Source organism: Dyella sp. ASV21 (assembly GCF_016428975.1).
Lineage (GTDB): Bacteria > Pseudomonadota > Gammaproteobacteria > Xanthomonadales > Rhodanobacteraceae > Dyella.
In genome coordinates this window covers 67,211-85,640 of the sequence record NZ_JAELTT010000014.1, presented here as the reverse complement: position 1 = coordinate 85,640, position 18,430 = coordinate 67,211, and the positions used below count along the sequence as shown (strand labels likewise).

At 64.9% G+C, this 18,430-nt stretch carries 20 protein-coding genes; 7 read left to right on the top strand and 13 right to left on the bottom strand.

Annotated features, from left to right (window positions below; translation table 11 throughout):
- Positions 1-302 (top strand): hypothetical protein (locus JHD67_RS07320; RefSeq protein ID WP_199098508.1); only part of this gene is annotated, 302 nt, incomplete at its 5' end.
- 70 nt (positions 303-372) lie between these two features.
- Here JHD67_RS07320 and JHD67_RS07315 read toward each other — a convergent pair.
- On the bottom strand, positions 373-1,866 hold the full coding sequence (locus tag JHD67_RS07315; protein WP_199098507.1) for a transglycosylase SLT domain-containing protein: 1,494 nt from the start codon (positions 1,864-1,866) through the stop codon (positions 373-375).
- 171 nt (positions 1,867-2,037) lie between these two features.
- Between JHD67_RS07315 and JHD67_RS07310 the strand changes: the two genes are divergently transcribed.
- The 3 genes from JHD67_RS07310 (at position 2,038) to greB (ending at position 5,569) form a co-directional block, all read left to right on the top strand.
- A complete protein-coding gene (locus tag JHD67_RS07310; RefSeq protein WP_199098506.1) occupies positions 2,038-3,543 on the top strand; it encodes a helicase HerA-like domain-containing protein in 1,506 nt (501 codons plus the stop codon).
- A 23-nt stretch (positions 3,544-3,566) separates the two neighbouring features.
- A complete protein-coding gene (locus JHD67_RS07305; protein WP_199098505.1) occupies positions 3,567-4,826 on the top strand; it encodes a hypothetical protein in 1,260 nt (419 codons plus the stop codon).
- 239 nt (positions 4,827-5,065) lie between these two features.
- A complete protein-coding gene (gene greB / locus JHD67_RS07300) occupies positions 5,066-5,569 on the top strand; it encodes a transcription elongation factor GreB (RefSeq protein WP_199098504.1) in 504 nt (167 codons plus the stop codon).
- A gap of 31 nt (positions 5,570-5,600) precedes the next feature.
- Here greB and JHD67_RS07295 read toward each other — a convergent pair whose 3' ends face one another.
- The 4 genes from JHD67_RS07295 to rimO all read right to left on the bottom strand — a co-directional run bounded on the left by JHD67_RS07295 (position 5,601) and on the right by rimO (position 9,441).
- Positions 5,601-6,092 carry a hypothetical protein gene (locus JHD67_RS07295; RefSeq protein WP_199098503.1) on the bottom strand — a complete coding sequence of 164 codons (492 nt, stop codon included), beginning with the start codon at positions 6,090-6,092 and terminating at the stop codon, positions 5,601-5,603.
- An 80-nt stretch (positions 6,093-6,172) separates the two neighbouring features.
- Entirely contained in the window at positions 6,173-7,213 is a 1,041-nt protein-coding gene (phnD, locus tag JHD67_RS07290; protein WP_233171696.1) for a phosphate/phosphite/phosphonate ABC transporter substrate-binding protein, read from the bottom strand.
- Between the two features lie 88 nt (positions 7,214-7,301).
- Positions 7,302-8,102, bottom strand: coding sequence for a DUF3025 domain-containing protein (locus JHD67_RS07285; protein WP_199098514.1), 801 nt, complete (start codon positions 8,100-8,102; stop codon positions 7,302-7,304).
- A gap of 19 nt (positions 8,103-8,121) precedes the next feature.
- Positions 8,122-9,441 (bottom strand): 30S ribosomal protein S12 methylthiotransferase RimO, encoded by a 1,320-nt coding sequence (gene rimO / locus JHD67_RS07280; protein WP_199098502.1) that lies wholly within the window; start codon positions 9,439-9,441, stop codon positions 8,122-8,124.
- 103 nt (positions 9,442-9,544) lie between these two features.
- Here rimO and JHD67_RS07275 point away from each other — a divergent pair, with 103 nt between their 5' ends.
- Together JHD67_RS07275 and JHD67_RS07270 are read left to right on the top strand one after the other, a co-directional pair.
- Positions 9,545-10,216 (top strand): dienelactone hydrolase family protein, encoded by a 672-nt coding sequence (locus JHD67_RS07275; RefSeq protein WP_199098501.1) that lies wholly within the window; start codon positions 9,545-9,547, stop codon positions 10,214-10,216.
- Complete coding sequence (locus JHD67_RS07270) at positions 10,213-10,632, top strand: HIT family protein (RefSeq protein WP_199098500.1); 420 nt, start codon at positions 10,213-10,215, stop codon at positions 10,630-10,632. The genes JHD67_RS07275 and JHD67_RS07270 overlap by 4 nt, the downstream gene beginning before the upstream one ends.
- 77 nt (positions 10,633-10,709) lie before the next feature.
- Here JHD67_RS07270 and JHD67_RS07265 read toward each other — a convergent pair whose 3' ends face one another.
- The 4 genes from JHD67_RS07265 to apbC all read right to left on the bottom strand — a co-directional run bounded on the left by JHD67_RS07265 (position 10,710) and on the right by apbC (position 13,858).
- Positions 10,710-11,168, bottom strand: a complete 459-nt coding sequence (locus JHD67_RS07265) for a hypothetical protein (RefSeq protein ID WP_199098499.1) — start codon at positions 11,166-11,168, stop codon at positions 10,710-10,712.
- A 109-nt stretch (positions 11,169-11,277) separates the two neighbouring features.
- Positions 11,278-11,844 (bottom strand): dCTP deaminase, encoded by a 567-nt coding sequence (dcd, locus tag JHD67_RS07260; RefSeq protein ID WP_199098498.1) that lies wholly within the window; start codon positions 11,842-11,844, stop codon positions 11,278-11,280.
- A gap of 341 nt (positions 11,845-12,185) precedes the next feature.
- Positions 12,186-12,773: an NADPH-dependent FMN reductase gene (locus JHD67_RS07255; protein WP_343214328.1), complete on the bottom strand. Its 588-nt coding sequence runs from the start codon at positions 12,771-12,773 to the stop codon at positions 12,186-12,188.
- A complete protein-coding gene (gene apbC, locus JHD67_RS07250; protein WP_199098497.1) occupies positions 12,770-13,858 on the bottom strand; it encodes an iron-sulfur cluster carrier protein ApbC in 1,089 nt (362 codons plus the stop codon). The genes JHD67_RS07255 and apbC overlap by 4 nt, the downstream gene beginning before the upstream one ends.
- Positions 13,859-14,006: 148 nt before the next feature.
- Here apbC and JHD67_RS07245 point away from each other — a divergent pair, with 148 nt between their 5' ends.
- A complete protein-coding gene (locus JHD67_RS07245) occupies positions 14,007-14,453 on the top strand; it encodes a DUF2147 domain-containing protein (protein ID WP_199098496.1) in 447 nt (148 codons plus the stop codon).
- Between the two features lie 65 nt (positions 14,454-14,518).
- Here JHD67_RS07245 and JHD67_RS07240 read toward each other — a convergent pair whose 3' ends face one another.
- From JHD67_RS07240 to JHD67_RS22300, 4 genes are all read right to left on the bottom strand, one after another.
- Positions 14,519-15,244, bottom strand: coding sequence for a hypothetical protein (locus JHD67_RS07240; protein WP_199098495.1), 726 nt, complete (start codon positions 15,242-15,244; stop codon positions 14,519-14,521).
- A 451-nt stretch (positions 15,245-15,695) separates the two neighbouring features.
- Positions 15,696-16,496: a DeoR/GlpR family DNA-binding transcription regulator gene (locus JHD67_RS07235; RefSeq protein WP_199098494.1), complete on the bottom strand. Its 801-nt coding sequence runs from the start codon at positions 16,494-16,496 to the stop codon at positions 15,696-15,698.
- The gene (locus tag JHD67_RS22305; RefSeq protein WP_343214327.1) at positions 16,489-17,124 is read right to left on the bottom strand and encodes an HAD family phosphatase; all 636 of its coding nucleotides are present in this window, start codon (positions 17,122-17,124) and stop codon (positions 16,489-16,491) included. The genes JHD67_RS07235 and JHD67_RS22305 overlap by 8 nt, the downstream gene beginning before the upstream one ends.
- Positions 17,121-18,296 (bottom strand): MFS transporter, encoded by a 1,176-nt coding sequence (locus tag JHD67_RS22300; protein WP_343214326.1) that lies wholly within the window; start codon positions 18,294-18,296, stop codon positions 17,121-17,123. Before JHD67_RS22300 ends, JHD67_RS22305 begins: the two co-directional genes overlap by 4 nt.
- Positions 18,297-18,430: the final 134 nt, after the last annotated feature.

Here is an 18,430-nt window from a genome sequence, read left to right as displayed (position 1 = left end):
AGATCGGCCAGGCATCGCGTACCGATTTCCCCCACTTGTACGGCACCTCGCCGCAGGAGCGCTACCTGCCCTGGGGCCACGGCACCGATATCGGCCTGGCACGCGCCCGCTCGGACAACCCCGAAGTGGCCTTGCGCGGCATTGCCCTGTGGCTGGCCGTGGCTTATCACGAAACCAAGGAAAGCCCACATTCCAGCCTGCAAGTGCGCCACCGCCAATTGATGCGCGTGCTGCGTGAGCTAAAGGAAACCCATCGCGCCGCGCCGGCCACCGACTGGACCCGCGCGCCTGCAGCCGCTTGACTCCCTGCCCGTGGAAGCCAAAACGCCACCCTCGCGGGTGGCGTCTTTTTTTGGGGCATGAACCGCCGGCTTAGCGGCAGCTGGGCAGCTTGAGCGACTGACCCGGCTTGATGTGCTGATGATTGAGCCCGTTCATCTGCGCCACCTCCTGCACCGAGGAACAGCCCAGCTTGCTGACGATGCCGGTAAGCGTGTCGCCCCGCTTGACCACGTAGCTGCGGGTCTTGGCGGTATTGGCCGGCTTGGGCGAGGGCGCCGACGGCGGGTCGGGCGGCGCCACCGGCAACACGGCCGTGTGCAGGTCGTTGGCGAGGATCGGCCAGGGGCCGTCCACACAACGCGCCTCATACGGACGCTCCAGCAACTTGGGCAGCAAGATGCGCGTACCCTGCGGCTGGGATGCCTGGGGGTCCAGGCGCGGGTTGAGGTTGCGCAACGTGCGGAACCAGCCATCGTTCATGCCGCCCGCCGAACCCAGGCACACGGTGAGTTCGGTGATCGACGCGGGACGCTTGAGCACCACGCTGCCCGGTGCGCCATCCATGCGCGGAAAGCGCAGGTTGTAGCTCTCCGGGTGCAGGAACAGCCATGCCGCCGCCAGCACGCTGGGCACATAGTCGCGGGTTTCCTGCGACACCTGGTTGTAGATGCGCGGGTCGTACAGGCTCACCGAGGTGTCGTCGCCCACCAGCCGGCGCATGCGCCCTTCGCCGCCATTGTAGGCCGCCAGGGTCAGTTCGAGATTGTTGTTGAACGCCTTGAGCTGCTCGTCGATGTACTCGGCGTTGGCGCGCGCGGATGCCGCCGGATCAAAGCGCGAATCGAAGCCGTCCTCGGTATTCAGGCCAAAACGCAGGCCCGTGGCATACATGAATTGCAGCGGGCCAGCAGCGCCCGAGCGCGACACCGCATGCACCTTGCCGCCCGACTCCTTGGCGAGGATGCCGAACAGCAACGCTTCCGGCAGATCGGCTTTCTGGTATTCGGGCCACATCTGGTAACGCAGGAACTCGTAGTTGACGTAGGCATCCATCAGGTTGCCGCGCCATTGCGTGAGCCACATCTCCAGCGCCGCTTTCACCGGGCCATTCATCGCGATCAACTGCGACAGCTGCTGGCCGCGAAGCAAGGTCACGCTGCGCTGCATTTCCGGCAGGCTGGCCGCGCCCGACTTGCCACTGTTGCTGCCTTCGGGCTGGTCGTCATCCATGCCGCTGAGGTCATCGCCCAGCGAAAAATTGCCGTCCTTCAGCCGCAGCAGGCGATCGAACACCGAGAAGAACCGCTGCGGATCGCAACCCGCCGTGGACGGACAATGCGCGGCGGCCTCCTTCAATTGATTGAGCGCGGTATCCAGGGTGCGCTGCGCGGCCTGCGCGTCGCCGGCACGGGATTGCGTCAACGCCGTCTCGTAGCCTTTGCTGGCCTGGTCCAACTGCGCGTAGAGCTGACTGACCTGCGGCGTCGGCTTGGGTGCGCCCGATGAGGCGCAGGCCGCGAGCAGCGTCAACGCGCCAGCCAGCGGAGCCAGGCGCAGGGAACGGAGAAATGCGTGGGGAGCCATGGACAACTTCAGTACCGGATCGAAGGGCCGACCTTACTCGCCGTAGGCCGACGACTCAACACGCCAAGGCCGCTTCGCGCCGCAGGCCTACATCGCGATGACATCGTGAATGCCTGCGAGCCGGCACGCGCGCGCGGCTACAATCAGGCCTGAACCAACGGACGGAATGCCATGACCGACATCCTCATCGGACGCAACGACCACACCGAGGTGTCCCTGGACACGCGCTACGGCAATCGTCACGGCATGATCGCGGGCGCCACGGGCACCGGCAAATCGGTATCGCTGATGGCATTGGCCGAAGGGTTCTCCAAGCTCGGCGTGCCCTGCTTCCTGGCCGATGCCAAGGGTGACCTTGCCGGCCTGGCCATGCCCGCCGCCGAACCGGGCGACAAGCTCAAGGCGCGCCTGAGCAAGCTGCAGCTCCAGGACTGGAAGCCGCAGGCAAACCCGGTGATCTTCTGGGACATCTACGGCAAGCTCGGCCACCCGGTGCGCGCCACCATCAGCGAAATGGGCCCCACCCTGCTCGGTCGCATCCTTGAACTCAACGACACCCAGGAAGGCGTGCTCGAAGTGATCTTCAAGGTGGCCGACGACCAGGGCTGGCTGCTGCTGGATTTGCCTGACCTGCGTGCCATGCTTGGCTTCGCCAGCGAGAACGCCAAGGATATTTCCTCGCACTACGGCCTCATCAGCACGCAAAGCATCGCCGCCATCCAGCGCGCCCTGCTCAAGCTGGAACAGGATGGCGCCGACCAGTTCTTCGGCGAGCCCGCACTGGAACTGAGCGACCTGATGCGCCAGGACATGAGCGGACGCGGCGTGATCAACGTACTGGCCGCCGATCAGTTGATCCTCAAGCCGCGTCTGTATTCCACCTTCCTGTTGTGGCTGCTGTCCGAACTGTTCGAGCAACTGCCGGAGGTGGGTGACCTGGAGCAACCCAAGCTGGTGTTCTTCTTCGATGAGGCGCACCTGCTGTTCGATGACGCGCCCGCCTCGCTGTTGCAGCGCGTGGAACAGGTGGTGCGTCTGATCCGCTCCAAGGGCGTGGGCGTTTACTTCTGCTCGCAGAACCCCGATGACGTGCCCGGCAACATTCTCGGCCAACTCGGCAACCGCGTGCAGCATGCGCTGCGCGCCTTTACGCCGCGCGACCAGAAAGCGGTGCGGGCCGCCGCGGAAACCTTTGTCGCCAACCCCAAGATCAGCGTGACCGAAGCCATCACCCAGCTCGCCGTGGGCGAAGCGCTGGCCTCCACCCTGCGCGATGGCGGCGTGCCATCGCCGGTGGAGCGCGTTCTGGTCACCACGCCCACCGCGCGCATCGGCGCCATCACCGGCGCCGAGCGCAGCACGGTACGGCAACGTTCGCCGGTCGGCGGCAAGTACGACACGGCCATCAACCGCGAGTCGGCGGCAGAGATCCTCGCCCAGCGCGCCAGCGACAAGGCCGCCGCCCCGTCGGCCGTAGCCAAGGGCGGCACCACGGGCGATGCGGGCACACCGACCTCCGACTGGACCGGCGCGGTACGCGATGCCCTGCTCGGCACCAATCGGCGCCAGGGCATGATCGAAGCCATGGCGAAATCCGCCAGTCGCGCGGTCGGCTCGCGCCTGGGTCAACAGATCGTGCGAGGTGTGCTGGGCGGCATCTTCGGTGGCAAGCGCTGATACGTCGCCCGGAACAACCCATCATGACGCGCATCGAAACCGTCTCGCCCGACACGCCGCTGGGCGAACGCATCGTGACGGGCCTGAGCTATCCGCTGCGCGGGGGTGGCTTGGCGACCTGCACGGTGCTCGCGCTATGCCACTGGCTGGTGATCTTGCCGGCTTTCATCGGCATCTTCGCCAGCTTTGCGTTATGGGCCGCCACGTGGCGCTACGCCGCCACCTGCCTGTGGCATACCGCCAACGGCTATGCCGATCCACCGGATATCGGCGTGGACGAAAACCCGGCGGCGGGCAACGGACTGACTGCCGTCCACTTGCTGGCGGTAGCACTATGCGTGATCAGCACGGTGTTCTATCCGCCCATACTGTGGCCATTGATCCTGCTGTTTGCCATCACGCTGCCGGCCATCGATATGTCGCTGGCTTTCGACGGCAGCATGGAACTGGCACTGAGTCCGCTGAACTGGTGGGAGGTGATGCGTCGTTTTGGAGCCGCGTACCTGATCCCCGTGGCGCTCAATATCGCCACCGGCGCGCTCATCATCGTCGCGTCGATCGCGACCGCCTTTCTGCCCAAACTGTTGGCGTTACCGCTGTTCGCGTTTGCCTACACGTATCTGATCATCCTCAACCTGCACCTGATGGGCGCCATGATCCACCAGCGCCATGAGCAGTTCGGCCTGGAGCCGGAAGCCGAGGAGCTGGTGCGTGAGAGCGGCCAGGATGCGGACACCGAGCTGCTCGCCCATGTGCACGCCGTCGCCCAAACCGACCGACCAGCCGCCATCGGCCTGCTGGTAAAGCGCATGCAAGGTCGCAGCGCCCCAGACCCGCTGCACCTCGCCTATCGCGAACTGCTGCGCCGGGAAGGCCTGCGCGAAGGCCTGGTCGAACACGGTCACCTGTGGATCGCCGCCATGATCGCCAACGGCGAATCTCGCCGCGCACTCGGCTTGGTACAGGAGTGCATGGAATTAGAGCCTTCGTTCCTGCCGGATGCACCCGACAACGTGGCCGTGCTCGTCGACCAAGCGGCCCGCGCCGGCATGACGAGGCTGGCACTCAAACTGTGTCGCGGTTACCTGACCCAATGGCCAAGCGCGACGGATGCGCCGCGCATCGGCCTGCTTGCAGCCCGGTGGCTAAGCGAATCACCCAGCCAGCGCGCCGAAGCCGCGGTGTTGCTGGGCAAACTCATCACCGCGTGGCCAGAGCACCCGCTGCAACCCGAGATGGCTGCACTCGCCCGGCAATGGCAGAAGGAAGCGGGGGCCGCCTAAGCCACGCTGCCGCCGTGCCTGTTCGCGCGCCAGGCAGGATCGAACACGCCGGCATCCCTGCTCAATGCCCTTAACCGCCGAAGGCCAGGGCGTTCGGCGGCATAGCCAGCGTTTGAAGTCACGGGATTACCCCTTAACGGGAATGATGGGCATGCTTTTGTTCCAACGTGCCTTGAGCACCGTTGGCGAACAGGCTCTACCATGCAAGGTTGATCCGCTTTGTATTGGACAATTCACGCATGAGCCGCTGGCGCCCACCTGCCCCACACTCCACCGCCATCATCACGCGGGAAGGCTTTGAGAAGCTCAAGGCCGAGCTGGATCACCTGTGGCACACGTTGCGCCCGGAAGTGGTGAAAGCGCTAGCCGCCGCCGCAGCCGAAGGCGACCGTTCAGAGAATGCGGAATACACCTACCGCAAGAAGCAGCTCGGCGAGATCGACCGTCGCGTGCGCTATCTCAGCAAGCGCATTCCTTCGCTCAAGGTGGCCGAAGGAGCGCCGGCCGATCGCGAGGTGGTTTTCTTTGGCGCCAGCATCGAGCTGGAAAACGCCGGGAACGGCGAAGCGCTGCATTACCGCATCGTCGGTCCCGACGAAACCGATGCCAAGCTCGGTTGGATCAGCATCGATTCACCGCTGGCGCGCGCCGTGTTGAAGAAGCGCGTCGACGACGAGTTCGAAGCGGAACTGCCAGGGGGGCCCACCCGCTTCATCATCGTGGACGTGAGCTACCAGGGCTGATCGCGACACGCTGCGCGATCACCCGATACGCTCAGTGCCCCTGCATCAAGGCCATGATGTCCGCCTTGTGCGTATCCACGAAACGGACGTTGTCCGCATTGGACCAGGATGTATTGAGGTTGCCGGCGAGCACTACATCGTTGCGCGACTGCGCCACCATCACGGCATTGGTCAGTGCGATGTTGGCCAGGATGAATTCGCGCGGCGTAAAGCCGTACTTCGCCACCAGCGCCGGAATGCGCGGATCACCCGCCATGGCCTGCTTGGCCAGATCGTCCAGGTTGTGCACCTTGCTTGAATCCGGCGGCCCTTGCGGCGGGATGCCTTGCGCGCGCGCCTCGCGCGTGGCCGCGGCCAACCGACCGAATACATCCTCATTGAGCGTGTAGCTCTTGATCTGCTGCTTGTCCGACTCGGGTAAGCCACCGGGTACGAGCTGCGCGTGAACCAGTGAGGGCACGCTCAGCGCCAGCGTGAGCAGGCCAAGGCAACAAGTACGCACAAAGCGGGAAAAAACAGACATGAAATCTCCAACCATCAGGTTAAACAGGGCGGCCCTAACGACGCGCGCGACACCTTAGCATCGACCGCTTATACCCCGCTTCAGTTCCGCTGCAGTTGCGCCAATGCCTTGCGATAGTCCGCATCGATCTGCTTGAGCCGTGCGCCCCGGGACTCTTCGTTGACCCAGCGGCCATGCTGGGCCTGTTCGCGCATCAGGGTGAACTCCAGCTCCAGAAATGGCTGCAGCACGCGATTGTCGGCCGGGGCAAACCCGGCCAGATCGGGAATACGCGCCAGGTTGGTCCGCTCGCGCTCGCCCGCTGCGCCCGGCGCCTGGCCGTATTTGCGCATGAAGGCGATCAACTGGCTGCGCAGTGGTTCAGTCATGCCATCGCGCACCACCAGCACGCCGGAAGGGATGAGCGTGGAGCGCCAGATCACCCGGATCTGGGCCGCCTCGCTGGGAAAGTTGCGCCGGAACAGATCCAGATCCGGGTTGTTGCTGGTCGCCACGTCCACCTCGCCATTGGCCACCGCCAGCGCATTGTTCTGGTGATTGCCGATGCGCACACTGCTGAAGAACGTGTCCGAGTTGAGTCCACGCGCGGCAAACACTTCTGCCTCGGGCGCTACGTAGCCGGTGACCGACAGCGGCTCGCCACGCGCGTAGCGCCATTGCCCGGGCTTGGCGAGCAGATCCTTGAGTGAATGAATCGGGCTATCCGAGCGCACGATCAACATGGCGATATTGCCCTTGGCGCCATCGTTGCGTACAAACTGCGCCACCACGCTCATGTGTTGGTGTTGGACGGCTTCGATAGCCAAACGCCCGGAGAGAAAGGCGATATCCACGCGCTGGTCATCAATGGCGCCCGACAGGCCGGCATAGCTGCTCACCGATACCACCGACACGGGGTGGCCAAGCCTCTTCTCCAGATCCTGCAACAGGGGCCGCCATTGCTCTCGCGACTCGGCGGCGCTACCGATCGGCAGGATGCCGAACCGGATCGGCGACGCCTCCGCGGCCTGGGCATCCTGTGCGTGCAAAGGGGCGGTCCAACTCAGGGCGCTCGCCAGCGCGGCGGCCCATAGCCACCGGATCCAGCCATCCATTCGGCGCCAACCACAAGCCGTGTCCATCTGACCGCTCCCGCGCTGGGCTGCCCTCGCGTTTTAGCGCGATTAGGGCGCCGCCGCAATTTCGCCGATCGCTCCAGGGATACCCGGATCAACGCTGCGCCGGCGGATAAACGCGACCGTCGCGCCTCGCCTGGTAGCACGCGGCGTTCAGGTGAAAGCCCTCCTCGCCGCTGGCCGGATGCCAACCCGGCAGGCCCGACAGCGGCAGCGGACGCAAATCCAGCGGATCGCGCAACACATGCCCACCGACAATGGCCGTGGCGCAATCACGCCGCACATACGCCATCGTCACATCGCCCAGCCACACCAGCGCCTTCCCGACCAGCAGCTTGTCCGGGGTGAGCGCATGCTCCAGCAGCGCATGGCCAAACACCTCGACCTCGGCCCTGCCATCGACCCAGGCCTGGCGTTCGCGCCAGAACAAGCCATACCAGTCGTGCGCGTCCCACAGCGACAACAGATAAGGATCGCGCAGCACCACCAGCACGCCCGCTTCGTCGAAGTGGGTCATCGCGTACTGCGGGCGCGAACGCTGCTTGGGCCCCATATGTGCGATCTCGGCCATTTGCTGCGCATTGAGCGCTCGCTTGATCGCGGGGTAACGCAGCCACACCATGGCGTTGAACAGGTCGTGCCAGTTGGCTTCGCGCGTAGCGATAAGGTCGTGCTCGGCGATGCGCTGCTCGTAGTGCAGTCCATCACCGAGCAAGGCCAGCGTCTGGGCGACGAAGCGCTCGGCCATATCGGCGGGACGCGTCGCATTGAGCGCATCGATGGTCGGCCAATCCACCGCTTGCAACCACCCGGCAGGCTGCTGCCATGCGCGCAAAGGCCATCGGGTGAACACGGCTGGATCGACCGTGCCCCGGGCCGGCGCGATGTAGCGCATCGCGCCCACGCTGGACGCCTTAGCCCGCCAGGCGAGCGTGCAGGTCGTGCTCGTCGGCGTCTTCCACCACCACGTCGACAAACTGGCCAGCCTTCAGCAGCTGCCCATTGGCGATATGCACCACGCCATCGATCTCCGGCGCATCGGCGGCCGAGCGTGCCACCGCGCCCTCGGCACCCACTTCGTCCACCAACACCTTGAGCGTGCGGCCGATCTTGCGTTGCAGCTTGGCGGCGGAAATTTCCGCCTGCACCGCCATGAACTGCTCCAGGCGGTCTTCCTTCAGTTCCTCGGACACCGGGTTGGGAAGCTCATTCGCCTTGGCGCCATCCACCGGCGAATAGGCAAAGGCGCCCACACGATCGAGCTCGGCCTCGCGGAGGAAATCCAGCAATTCTTCGAATTCGGCATCGGTTTCACCAGGGAAGCCGACGATGAAAGTGCTGCGGATGGTGAGATCCGGCACCACCTTGCGCCAGTTCCTGATGCGCTCCAGCGTCTTGTCGATGTTTCCCGGGCGCTTCATCAACTTGAGGATGCGCGGGCTGGCGTGCTGGAACGGAATATCCAGATACGGAAGGATCTTGCCCTCGGCCATCAGGGGCATCACTTCGTCCACGTGCGGATACGGGTAGACGTAGTGCAGGCGCGACCACACACCCAGTTCGGACAAGCCTTCGCACAGCTCGGTCATGCGCGTGCGGTAGCTCTTGTCGCGCCACTGGCGCTCGGCGTACTTCACGTCCACACCGTAGGCACTGGTGTCCTGCGAAATCACCAGCAGCTCCTTGACGCCGCCCTTCACCAGACGCTCGGCTTCCAGCAATACCTCGTCTACCGGTCGCGACACCAGGTCGCCGCGCATCGAGGGGATGATGCAGAAGCTGCAGCGGTGATTGCAGCCCTCGGAAATCTTGAGGTAGGCGTAATGCTTGGGCGTCAGCTTGATGCCGGTATCGGGAATGATGTCCAGCAGCGGGTTGCGCTTGGGCGGCAGCGCCGAATGCACCGCCTGCATCACGCTGGCGTAGTCCTGCGGGCCGGTGATGGCCAGCACATCGGGATACGCCTCGCGGATCAACTCCGAGCGCTTGCCCAGGCAACCGGTAACGATCACCTTGCCATTCTCGTGCAGCGCCTCGCCAATGGCGTCCAGCGACTCCTGCACGGCGGCATCGATAAAGCCGCAGGTATTGACCACCACCGCATCGGCCGCGCCGTAACTAGGCACGATCTCGTAGCCCTCGACCTTCAGCTGGGTGAGGATGCGCTCGGAATCCACCAGCGCCTTGGGGCATCCCAGACTGACGAAACCAACTTTGGGCGAAGCTTGCGACATGGCCGTGTGACCGTAACTATGCGGAATAACGGATCATTATACGACAGCACGAGCCCGCACCCCGAATGGCTAGAATCGCCCATCGCCAGCAGGAGTCTCAGCCATGGGCCAGACGATCAACCTCAACACCACCCGCATGCAATGCATCGGCGCCTATCTCGCCACACCCGCCGGCAAGCCCACGGGCGGCATCGTGGTCATTCAAGAGATTTTTGGCGTCAACGAGCACATTCGCCACGTCGCCGACGGCTTTGCTGCTGCCGGCTATACCGCCATCGCGCCGAGTTTCTTCGATCATCTGGAGACCGGCGTGGAACTGCCGTACGACCAGGCCGGCATGAACCGGGGCCGCGAACTGGTTACCGAACTGGGCCTGGAGCGCGCGGTGGAAGATGTGGCCAGCGCCGCCGACGCCATCGCTTCCGCCGGCCGCATCGGAACCGTGGGCTATTGCTGGGGCGGCACGGTCGCCCTGCTCGCGGCATTGCGGCTGGGCTTGCCCTCGGTGAGCTATTACGGTGCGCGCAACGTGCCGTTCCTGGGTGAAACGCCCAAGGCGCCGGTGATGTTCCACTTCGGCGAGAAGGACAAGAGCATCCCGCCCGAGATGGTGGAGAAGCATCGTCAGTTGATGCCGCAGATGGAGCTGTTCACCTACCCCGCCGATCACGCCTTCAACCGCGACGTGGGCGCGCAGTACGACGAAGCCAGTGCCGAGCTGGCCTATCAGCGCACGCTCGCCTTCTTCGACCGGCATCTGGCCCACGGCGCATGACCACGACGGACTTTGCACTCGACCCGCGCCTGACGGCGGATACGCAGCACGTGGCCTCGCTGCCGTTATGCGAGGTGTTGCTGATGAACGACACCCGTTTTCCCTGGCTGGTGCTGGTGCCCCGACAAACGAACCGGGTCGAGATCTGCGACCTGGCGCCGGAACAACAAGCCGTGCTGTGGCAGGAGGTCAAGCGGAGCGCCGATGCGCTGCGCGCCGTCGCACCGTTCGATAAGCTCAATCTCGGCGCACTGGGCAATATCGTGCGCCAGTTGCATGTGCACGTCGTGGGCCGCACCGATGGCGACGCCGCGTGGCCAGGCCCGGTATGGGGCAGCGGCAAGGCGCTGCCGTATGAGCCTGCGGCGCAGGCGCAACAGATCCAAGCGCTGCGTCGTGCGCTAGGGGTGGACTGAACGACCCATTCATCGCGCCAAAGAAAAAGCCCGCGGATCGCTCCGCGGGCTTTTTCGGTCTGGCTCAACCGCTGGGGTTAGTGCTGCTGCTGCGGCGGCGCTTCAGCCTTCACCGGCGCCTTGTAGTCTTCCAGATCACGCGCCTTGGTATCGACCACGCTGATCTTCTTCAACGTACCGCCATCGTCGTAGTACACGGTGAAGCCGTAATCGAGCTGCAAGCGTGCCATGTACTGCAGATGCTGCTTACGGACCTTGGAATCGTCGCTGGGCTCCAGCAACACCGTCTTGGGCAAGCGGCCCTGGTCCTTGAGATAGGCGAAATGGCTGCCGGTATCCAAGGCAGACAGCACGGCGCCATCGACAATGAACTGGCCGGTCTTGTAGGCCTGGATCACGGCGTCGAACTGGCTCTTCATGTCCGCCGTGCGCACCTCGTCCTTGGCGCTACCACGGTGGCAGCCGGCCAGCACCAGCATGCTGCCCAGCAGGATGGCAGCACCCAAGCGGGTCAGCAGCGTAGAAAAACGGGTCATGCGAATCTCCTGCAATGCATCGGTGTGAACAAACGGAAGTGTAGCGCCGCCCCGGCACCGCGTCGGGCAGCCGGATGGCATTCGTTCAGGTGCCCATGGGGCGAACGCTTCAGGTGCGCGGAAGCGTCACGCCGAGCTGGCCTTGGTACTTGCCGCCACGATCCTTGTAGCTGGTCTCGCATTCTTCATCCGATTCCAGGAACAGCATCTGTGCCACGCCCTCGTTGGCGTAGATCTTGGCCGGCAGCGGCGTCGTGTTGGAAAATTCCAGCGTCACATGCCCCTCCCACTCCGGCTCCAGCGGCGTCACGTTGACGATGATGCCGCAGCGCGCATACGTGCTCTTGCCCAGGCAGATGGTGAGCACCTTGCGCGGGATGCGAAAGAACTCCACCGTGCGCGCCAGCGCAAACGAGTTGGGCGGGATGATGCACACGTCCGCTTCGACGTCCACGAAGCTGGTCGGGTCGAAGGCCTTGGGGTCGACGATGGTGGAGTTGATGTTGGTGAAGATCTTGAACTCACGCGCGCAACGCACGTCGTAGCCATAGCTGGAGGTGCCGTAAGACACCAGCTTGGTGTTGTCGCGGTGCTTGACCTGGCCCGGCTCGAACGGCTCGATCATGCCGTGCTGCTCGGCCATACGCCGGATCCACTTGTCGGATTTGATGCTCACTCGTATTCCCCGTGCATTCGCTGCCCGCACACCGTACCGGGGCTGGGCATAAGGGTCGGAAACATAACGGATCGACCGATCCCCCGCCAGTCGACGCAGGCGAACGGCGTCACGCCGGCCCCGCCAAGGAACACTTTCGCGCCACCCGCGCGGGCGCCACGGGCACGCAAAAAAGGCCGACAAGGCGAACCAACCCACTGAAAGTACGGGGAATCCATGGAAACAATGCGGGCGCAAAGGCTACATATCCCACGATTGACGACGGCCGCGCGCCGGTGCTCGTCCCACCATGCGCCAGGGCGCGACAGCCGGCGACGCAACCTGTCGCAGGACGGATGATTTTACGACCCGGTGTTGCGCGATTCGCGTTCGGCCTTCCGCAGTTCGGCCGCCAACACCGACAGCGCGTTTTGGATGCACGCACGCTGCGCGGCATCGGCGAGGATATCGGCCTCCTCGCAGCCCGCGCCAGGCAGCGGAATGGTGACCGATGCAAGCTCGATCCACCGCGCCGCCATGGTCAGCAGGATGTCCCTCAGTGCATCTTGCGCATGATGCGACTCACGTGCCGACGCATTCCATAGCGCCACCGGCTTCCCCGGAAATTCCAGGCTGCCGACCAGCCAATCCAGCAGATTCTTGAAGGCACCCGGCACACCGTGGGCGTACTCCGGGCAGGCGACAAGCATGGCGTCGCAACGCCCCACCTTCTGGCGCAAATGCGCCACTACCGAAGGCAGGTTCGCCATGTCATCGTCGGGATTGAACAGGGGCAAGCTGCCCAGCCCCTCGTATACGGTCAACCGCAGCGACGTCGGCGCCAGCGCCGCCGCCGCGCGCAGCAACGCGGTATTGCCGGAGCGCTTTCGCAGGCTGCCAGAGAGGCAAAGCACCTGCAGCGGAAGGTTCCCTCCCGCGGCAACGGTCACGGCGCGCCTTGCACCATGATCTTGCCCAGGCCCAGCGACTTGTTGCGCGGTTGGCGTGACAGGCGGCCGGCGGCGTTGCGGGCGATCTCGCGATAGCGCGCAGCGAGGTCGGATTCGGGCATGGCAGCCACGGTGGGCGTGCCGCCGTCGGCCTGCTCACGAATGCGGATATCCAGCGGGAGCGAGCCGAGATAGGCCACGCCGTACTGCTCGGCCATGCGCATGCCGCCACCTTCGCCAAAGATGTGTTCTTCGTGGCCGCAGTGGGAGCACACGTGGGTGGCCATGTTCTCCACCACGCCCAGCACCGGCACCTCGACCTTCTCGAACATCTTCAGCGCCTTGCGCGCATCGAGCAGGGCGATGTCCTGTGGCGTGGTGACAATCACCGCGCCGGCCACCGGCACTTTCTGCGACAACGTGAGCTGGATGTCGCCCGTGCCCGGGGGCAGATCGACGATGAGGTAATCGAGCTGCTCCCAGCGACTGTCGTTGAGCAGTTGCATCATCGCTTGGGTAACCATGGGGCCGCGCCAGATCATCGGGGTTTCCTCCTCCACCAGGAAACCGATCGACATGGCCTGCAAACCGTGCGCCTCCATCGGGATGATGGTTTTGCCATCCGGCGAATGCGGCTTGCCGCTGATGCCGAGCATGCGCGGCTGACTGGGGCCATAGATGTCCGCATCCAGCACGCCGACCTTGGCGCCTTCCGCAGCCAGCGCCAGCGCCAGGTTGGCCGATACCGTGGACTTGCCCACGCCACCCTTGCCCGACGCGACCACGATGATGTTCTTGACGCCCGGCAGCGGCGCCAACGTGCCCTGCACTTTGTGCGAATACAGGCGCGTACCGACAGACACCGAGGCAGCGGCGATCGTCGGCTCGGCTTCCAGCGCCTGCTTTACGCGTTCGGTCAGCCCCGCCACCACGCCGGCGGCGGGGTAGCCCAATTGGATGTCCACCGATACACGGTCGCCATCCACGCCCACGGCGCGCACGGATTCGGCGATCGGCGCACCGGTATGGGTATCAATCAGCTCGCCGAGGATACGGCGGACCAGGGCTTCACTCGCCTGCGTCATAACGGAATCTTGGAAGGGTCATGGGGGCGCCCATTATGCCAGCCTCGGCACCCACCACCGACCGCGGCCCTTTCGCAATGCAGCTTGACGGCTTCGCGCGGCGTCGGTCAGGCTCCAGTCCATACTGTTTCGTACGGGAGGATCCAACATGAAGTCACTGCTTCGCCTGGCGGTTGCCGCTGCCCTTACCCTCGCCGCTGGCGCCGTGTTCGCTGCCGAGAACACCCCGGTCGGCACCTGGAAGACCATCGACGACGAGACCGGCAAACCCAAGTCCATCGTGCAGATCACCAATGAGGGCGGCGAACTGAAGGCCACCGTGCTGCAGGTGCTGCAGTCCGACGAAGGCCCGCACCCGATCTGCAAGCACTGCGACGGCGAGCGCAAGGACAAGCCCGTCGAGGGCATGAACATCATGTGGGGCGTGCATCAGGACGGCGACGTCTGGGACGGCGGCAAAATCCTCGACCCCAAATCGGGCAAGGTCTACAAGGTCAAGCTGCAGACCGATGAGAACGGCGCCAAGTTGATCGTGCGCGGCTACATCGGCTTCTCGCTGCTGGGCCGCAGCCAGACCTGGGAACGCCAGCAGTAAGAACCCGCGCACACGCCCCCGTCTTCCACGCAAGACGGGGGCGTTTTGCTGTGTGCCCCTGGCGATCAGGCCTGGGTGCTGACGATCGAGCCGGTGTTGCTACCGCCGCCCAGATCGCTCGACAGAGTCTGCAGGAAATTGCCCAGCGAGGCGTTGCTGCCTGCCCCGCCGAAGGTACTTACCAGGTTCTGGAAGCTCTGCTGCAACGAGTCGATGGCACTGCTGTCGCTGGTGCTGCTGGAGGTGGAGCTACCCGTCGCCGTGCTGGTGCTGGTACTGGACGAAAGCTGCGTGATCAGGCTTTGCAGATCGCTCTGCATATGGCCGCCACCGCCATGATGATGATGGCCGCCACCATGATGCACCCCGGCCGCTGCGCTATTGGCCGCGGTGGCACCATCGGCGGCGGGCGCCGCGGCGGTAGCGCCGGTCACCGCGCTCGTCGAGCCCGCACTGTTGCCGCTATCCGTGTTGCCGCTGGCCGTCAGGCTGTTCTGCGCCTGCAAGGCCGCCATCAGATTCTGCATAAACGAGGCGACCGCCTGCCCTGCCGCCTGATCCTGACTGGGATCGGTGGACGGCGCGTTGCTGGAGGTGCTGCCTGAGGCCGCAGGGGCGCTCACGCCGATCTGACTGAGTGCCTGGAACACCGAACCGAACAAGCCGTTGCTTGACGAAGGCGCACTGACGGAAGCCGTGGCGTCCGTGGTGGCGGTGCTGCCCGTGGCCTGGTTGCTTTGGTTGAGATAGTTGAGCCAGTTGTTGTTGCTGGAAACGGCGCTGATCGTCATGTTGGTCTCCGGAGGTCGATGAGGTCTGGGGTCGATGAGGTGCCGCAGGGCCATTCCGGACAACCGGCTAGCGAGATCCCATGCGGCATACGCGAGCCATGTAGAAGCAACCCTGCGGCCAATCGGGCCCTAGACCGCCGACGTCCTGTGTAAAGCTGCGTAACGATTGCCACCGCAAACCCGCCCAATGGTCGCCTTGCAGCGCACTTCGACACGTCATGAGCAACAATGGCTGCGGCGCATGCCTCGCGCCTCACGTCACGCACCGGGCCGGGCGTCGGGTTTCGGTGCTCAACGCCTGTTTTTCGCCGCGCGAGAAAACACGATCGATGCAAGCTCAAGGCACAAAACATGCGTTATGTATCCGCACGTTAGAGCCACGCGAGCCCCCACGCGGGCGGTCGAAAAATGTCGCGGCGCCATCGTCCCGACGCCATGGCTTGCGCTTGCCCTAGGCGGCGACCGCCTCGGCCCGGTGCACCGCCACGCCACGCGCACTGAATGCCGCGCGGGTAGCGCGATCGGCCGAGTGCTCCACCACCAGGTGCTGCACACGCGCCAATTCGGCCACCTGGTGCAGGGCCACCGCTTCGAGCTTGTCGTCGGTGGCGACCACTACCGTTTCGTCGCTGGCCTCGACCATGGCTCGCTTGAGCAACGCCTCTTCGCTATCGAACCCCCATAGGCCATGCGCCGCATCAATGGCGCAGGCGCCCGGGAAACACAGGTCCGCCCGCACCCGACGAATTTGCTCCACCGCTTGCGCACCTACCGAGCCACCGATGGCCGGCTCGATGCGCCCGCCAATCAACAACACCTCGAAGCCCTCGCGATCCAGCAATAACTGGGCGATCTGCGGCGTATTAGTGATGACCGTGAGGCCAGCACCCGCCGGCAACGAGGTGGCGATGGCGGCGTTGGTGGTGCCGGCATCGATCAGCAGCGTCTGCCCCGGTCGCACCAGCCCTATCGCCTTGTGCGCCAACGCCAGCTTGCGCGCGGAGTGCTCGCTGCGCCGCTGCTTGAGTGGCGTCAGTGAGGCGGCCGGCAGCAAGGCGCCGCCATAGACGCGTTTGCACAGCCCTTGCGCGGCAAGTTCGCGCAGGTCGCGGCGGATCGAGTCTTCCGATACCTCGTAGACCTGCGCCAGTTCCGCCGCCACCACCCGTCCCTGGCGACGCAGTTGCTCGAGAATGCGCTGCTGACGCTCCTGCGGCAGTGCACCGATCTCCATGGGCTGCGCCTTAGCCATGCGCGGCCTCCGCGACGTCCAGCAACCCCCATTGCATCAAGTGCTGTCGCAAACCTTCCGGGTGCTGGAACCACCAGCCGTGCATGCCCAGCGCCACGGCAGCGTCCACGTTGCGTTGCGAGTCGTCGATGTAGAGCGCGCTGGCGGGTTCCACCGCGTAACGCGCGAGCAGGCGCTGGTAGATGCGCGGATCGGGCTTGATCAGCCGCTCCTCGCCCGACACCACGATGCCCTCGAACCACTGCAGAAACGCATAGCGCTGCCGCGCCACCGGAAAGGTCTCCTGCGACCAATTGGTGAGCGCCAGCAGGCGCACACCGCGCTCACGCAACGCGTCGAGCAAGGCCACGGTGCCATCGATGGCCCCCACCAGGGTTTCCTCCCACCGATGCTGGTAGGCATCGATCAGCGCCGCGTGCTCGGGAAACCTGGCGCGCCGCTCGGCGGTGGCCTCGTCCCAGGAGCGGCCCGCATCCTGCTGTTCGTTCCACGCGCCGTTGCATACCTCGCGCAGGAACCACTCCATGTGCGCCTCGTCATCGATCAACTGGCGATACAACCGACGTGGGTCCCAACCAATCAGCACATTGCCAAGGTCGAAGATCACGGTATCGATACGCGCACTCACGACTGCACCACCTTGGCCGACAGACCCACCAGCACCAACAGGCCCGCCACCGCACCAAACGCTATCGGCAAGCTGCTGGCATGCGCCACGAAGCCGATCAGCGCCGGGCCCAGCAGCAAGCCCGCGTAACCCAGCGTCGTCGCGGTCGCGATAGCCACCGCGGGCGAGGTGCCCGGCAAGCGACCGGCCGCGCTGAACAACACCGGCACAATGTTGGAGGCACCCAGGCCAATCAGCACAAAGCCGACCAGCGCCACCCACATGCTGGGCACCCATGCCGCGAGCAGAAAGCCGGTCGCCGCGAGCAACGCGCCGCAGCGCACCGCCCACGCCGCACCACGGCGGCTGATCAGTCGATCGCCGGCAAAACGGCCCACGGCCATGGCCACCGAGAAGAACGCATAACCCAGGCCCGCCGACGCGGGCGACACGCCACGATTGTCGCGCATGAACACGGCGCTCCAGTCGAGCATGGCGCCCTCGGCCAGGAAGCTCACGAAGCACAACAGCCCCAGCAACCACGCCAAGGCGTGCGGCATGCCCAGCGGGGCCTTCTTGCCCTGGCTGGCGGCCGGCGCATCGTCCAGCAGGTCGCCGCGCAACCACACCACCAGCAGCACCAGCAGCACCGCCAAGCTGCCCGCCGCCCCCACCAAGGGCATACCCAATGCGAGCATGCCACTCATCAACAACGCGCCGGCCAGGCCACCCACGCTGAACAAGCCGTGGAACCCCGACATCAAGCGCCCACCGTCCAGGCGCTCCACATCCACCGCGTGGGCATTCATGGCCACGTCCACCGTGCCCAGCATCACGCCGAAATAGAACAAGGTAGCGGTAAGTGCCGCCGCGCTCGGCACCCAGGCCAGCAGCGGCAACGCCACGCACATCAGCAAGCCGGAGGCCACGATCAGCAGGCGATTGCCCAGCCAGTGCGAGAGCCAGCCCACAAAGGGCATCGACACCATCGACGCCGCACCGAACACCAGCAATGCCAGGCCCAGTTGGGCGTCGTCCAGCCCCAGTCGTGCCTTGGCGTAGGGCACCATCGGTGCCCACGCGGACACCCCCAGGCCCGCGACCAGGAAGATCACACGAGTGGCCCGCCGTGCGCGCGCTATGCGCGACGGATCGGCGACGTCGGCCAAAGTGGCCTCGGGATGGACATTCACGGCGGCTCCGCAGGTGATCAAAGTCGCCATCAATGTATATAAACGTGCAACATCGTGCAACATGGCACGCCACGTCGATGGCCGTCCAAACCCCATTGGCGAGATGCGGGGAGCGCATCGCGTGCCATAATGCC

Coding starts and splice junctions, on each gene's coding strand:
- JHD67_RS07235 (WP_199098494.1), bottom strand. CDS start 16,496: ATGGCTAAGGCGCAGCCCATGGAGATCGGTGCACTGCCGCAGGAGCGT.
- JHD67_RS07295 (WP_199098503.1), bottom strand. CDS start 6,092: ATGTCTGTTTTTTCCCGCTTTGTGCGTACTTGTTGCCTTGGCCTGCTC.
- JHD67_RS07310 (WP_199098506.1), top strand. CDS start 2,038: ATGACCGACATCCTCATCGGACGCAACGACCACACCGAGGTGTCCCTG.
- JHD67_RS07265 (WP_199098499.1), bottom strand. CDS start 11,168: ATGACCCGTTTTTCTACGCTGCTGACCCGCTTGGGTGCTGCCATCCTG.
- apbC (WP_199098497.1), bottom strand. CDS start 13,858: ATGACGCAGGCGAGTGAAGCCCTGGTCCGCCGTATCCTCGGCGAGCTG.
- phnD (WP_233171696.1), bottom strand. CDS start 7,213: ATGGACACGGCTTGTGGTTGGCGCCGAATGGATGGCTGGATCCGGTGG.
- JHD67_RS07315 (WP_199098507.1), bottom strand. CDS start 1,866: ATGGCTCCCCACGCATTTCTCCGTTCCCTGCGCCTGGCTCCGCTGGCT.
- JHD67_RS07275 (WP_199098501.1), top strand. CDS start 9,545: ATGGGCCAGACGATCAACCTCAACACCACCCGCATGCAATGCATCGGC.
- JHD67_RS07305 (WP_199098505.1), top strand. CDS start 3,567: ATGACGCGCATCGAAACCGTCTCGCCCGACACGCCGCTGGGCGAACGC.
- JHD67_RS07245 (WP_199098496.1), top strand. CDS start 14,007: ATGAAGTCACTGCTTCGCCTGGCGGTTGCCGCTGCCCTTACCCTCGCC.
- rimO (WP_199098502.1), bottom strand. CDS start 9,441: ATGTCGCAAGCTTCGCCCAAAGTTGGTTTCGTCAGTCTGGGATGCCCC.
- JHD67_RS07285 (WP_199098514.1), bottom strand. CDS start 8,102: ATGCGCTACATCGCGCCGGCCCGGGGCACGGTCGATCCAGCCGTGTTC.
- JHD67_RS07240 (WP_199098495.1), bottom strand. CDS start 15,244: ATGACGATCAGCGCCGTTTCCAGCAACAACAACTGGCTCAACTATCTC.
- JHD67_RS07270 (WP_199098500.1), top strand. CDS start 10,213: ATGACCACGACGGACTTTGCACTCGACCCGCGCCTGACGGCGGATACG.
- greB (WP_199098504.1), top strand. CDS start 5,066: ATGAGCCGCTGGCGCCCACCTGCCCCACACTCCACCGCCATCATCACG.